Here is a 2,712-nt window from a genome sequence, read left to right on the forward strand (position 1 = left end):
CCTGCCATGCGCCAAGCTGGCACAGCAACCGGGCGTCGATGTCGGCTGGATCATCCCTGACGCCGCACAACCCGGCCGTCAGTTGTGCAAGTGCGCTTGCCGCCAGATTGTCGGCAAAGCCGTGCGACCTGAGGGAGCCGAGCGTTTCCACCGCATGATCGACGGCGCGCACCCCGGTCGAGAGCCAGACCCATTCCGGCGTGTGGCGGGCAAGCGCCGGGTCGAGGATGACGGCGACGGGCGCCATGCCGGGATGGAAGTAGCCCTGCTTGTGCTGCGTCGCTTCGTCGGTCGCGCCCGAGCGGGGGTTGAATTCACCGCCGGAAAGCGTGGTGGGCACGCAGATCACCGGAACCTCGGGCGCGCGCAAGGGGGCAGCCGCCGCCCGGCCTTCGGCATCGACATGGACGCGGATGCGGTCGAAATCACCAACGGTTTCCACGCCGTTCGCCAGCGCCAGCGCGACGATCTTGGTGGCGTCGGTCACCGACCCGCCGCCGACCGAAACCAGCAGATCGGCGCTTGCGGCACGGGCGGCCAGCACCGCGCGCAGCACGCCCGATCGCGGCGCATGCGGGGCGATACCCGCAACGGTTCCCGCATGCCTTGCGCCAAGCGCGGCTTCGATGCGGGCGATTTCATCGGTCGAGCCTTGCAGGCTGGACGACACCACCAGCAGCACGCGCAATGCGCCGATCGCCGCTGCGCGCCCGGCGATTGCTTCGTGGGCGGGGCGGCCGAACATCACGCGCTCGGTTCGGGTAAATGTAAACTCGCCGTGGCTGCTGCTGATCAAGGCGCGTCTCCGTCTGGTTAACCATGAAGCATTGTTAGAAGCATTGTTAAATGAAGAAATTCCAGTTGTAAGCGGTATTAGCATGCATTATGTCGCGACCAACTTGGGTCTGGAGATAAAAATGAATCGGAACATGTTTGCGGCGGCCGCCGTGTGCGCTGCCATTCTGCTTCCTGCTGCCGCACAGGCAACCGAAATCCTTCCCGGTGATCTGCAGGGCTGGGCGCCCGCCAACGTGACGGCGTCGGGCAACGTTGCCATCACCGGCACCTATGTGCCGCCCGCCGCCGGGCAGACCGGTTCGCTGGAACTGGGCACGAACGGCAATGCCGGCAAGGCGAACTTCGTCTATAATTTCTCGAACGGCCTGACACTCGGCGACCTCGTGGCCGGCAACGACATGTCGTTCCAGTTCTACCGCGACAACGCTTCGAACGCTCCGGCGCATCTGGCGCCCGTCGTGCGCTTCTTCTTCCAGAACGCGCAGGGCAAGACCGGCTTCCTGATCTGGGAATCGGTCTATAATGGCGGCGGCGCGGTGGCCGAGGGAAGCTGGATCACGGCCGACCTGACCAACGCCAACTTCTACCAGCGCACCACGAACTACTGGTTCGGCAATCCGTCCTGGCCTTCGGGCGGCACCACCGAGGTGCCTGTCTATAACAAGACGCTCGCCGACTTCATGACCGGCGCCGTGTTCACGGCCGGCGGCAAGTCGACCTACGAGCTTGGCGCGGGCACGCTGCTGACGCGGGTTGAGATCGGTGTCGGCAGCGGCTGGACGGGCAAGTTCATCGGTGCCGCCGACAATCTGCACCTGAACATGGGTTCGAAGGGCGACATGCTGGCCGACTTCGAGATGGTGGCCGATGCGGTTCCCGAACCCGCCACCTGGGCGATGCTGATCGCCGGCTTCGGCCTGGTTGGCGCGGCGGCCCGCCGCCGGCAGATCGCCGGCTCGCACGGCTGAGGTGATCACCGGCACGAAGCCGATGCAGCAACGCTGGCATCGGCTGCCGCCCGTATGAAAAACCGTGTCCTGCCGCGCTCTCGCCAACGCGGCAGGACACGGGCCCCCGAACGCAAATGGTTTCTTCCCCCTGTTCGCGCCGCCTGACTGGGGCGCGGACGGGGGAAGTGCTGTCAGGCGGTTGCGCGCGGCGTGCCGCGGCGGCGCGCCATGCCACCGACGAGGCCGAAGCCGGCGATCAGCATCGCCCAGGTGGCCGGTTCCGGCACACCCGGCGTGGGCGGGTCGATCGGCGGCAGGACATCCTCGGTGATGCCGGCATAGAGAACCATCGCCTGTGAATAATTGTAGAACCCGAAGCGGCCGTTGCCGAACGTGCCGTTCAGATCGATCTCCTTCACGCCGTTCACCCAGACCTGGATGTTGTTGGCATAGTAATAGAGGTCAAAGGTGTAATCGGTGGATTCTGTCCAGCCGACGTTGCCAAGGGTTGCGCCACGCTGCAACTCGGTGACCGCCCCGGTGTGGCCCCATGCATCCAGATTAGATACGATTGGTCCGGTTACGTGCGAGATGGACAGCCCCACTTTGGCTACATCCTGATCGAACTGTTTCCAGTCGATCAGAATGAAATCGGCAGTGTTCGATGACAGTTCGCCCGGATCAAAGCCAAGTACGAAGCCGATATAATCGTCGTCGGCATATGTATCGACCCTGATCTTTCCGGACAGCTTGTTGCCAATGGCGTTTCCGGTGCCGTAGAAAACGGTCGGATCACCGTTGAGCGTTTGCAGCACACTATCGTTACCGGATTGCACAACCCAGTCGTGCGAGCCGGGATTTCCTTCTGCGGTCCACCCGGTCAGATCGACCGATGCCGCCATAGCCGGCAACGCCGAGACGGCGGCCAACGCAGCGAGAGCATATTTCAACATGTTGCATTCTC

3 protein-coding genes are annotated in these 2,712 nt (G+C 63.8%); 1 reads left to right on the plus strand and 2 read right to left on the minus strand.

Annotated elements, in window-relative coordinates; genetic code table 11:
* Positions 1-796, minus strand: a 796-nt coding sequence (locus tag AC16JP_RS00005) for an iron-containing alcohol dehydrogenase (protein WP_484338546.1), incomplete at its 3' end; no start/stop codon positions are given.
* 121 nt (positions 797-917) lie between these two features.
* Here AC16JP_RS00005 and AC16JP_RS00010 point away from each other — a divergent pair.
* Positions 918-1,766 (plus strand): PEPxxWA-CTERM sorting domain-containing protein, encoded by an 849-nt coding sequence (locus AC16JP_RS00010; protein WP_484338547.1) that lies wholly within the window; start codon positions 918-920, stop codon positions 1,764-1,766.
* 173 nt (positions 1,767-1,939) lie between these two features.
* Here the strand turns inward: AC16JP_RS00010 and AC16JP_RS00015 are convergent, their stop codons facing one another.
* Positions 1,940-2,701, minus strand: coding sequence for a PEPxxWA-CTERM sorting domain-containing protein (locus AC16JP_RS00015; RefSeq protein WP_484338548.1), 762 nt, complete (start codon positions 2,699-2,701; stop codon positions 1,940-1,942).
* Positions 2,702-2,712: the final 11 nt, after the last annotated feature.

This window comes from Sandaracinobacteroides sp., from assembly GCF_057137845.1.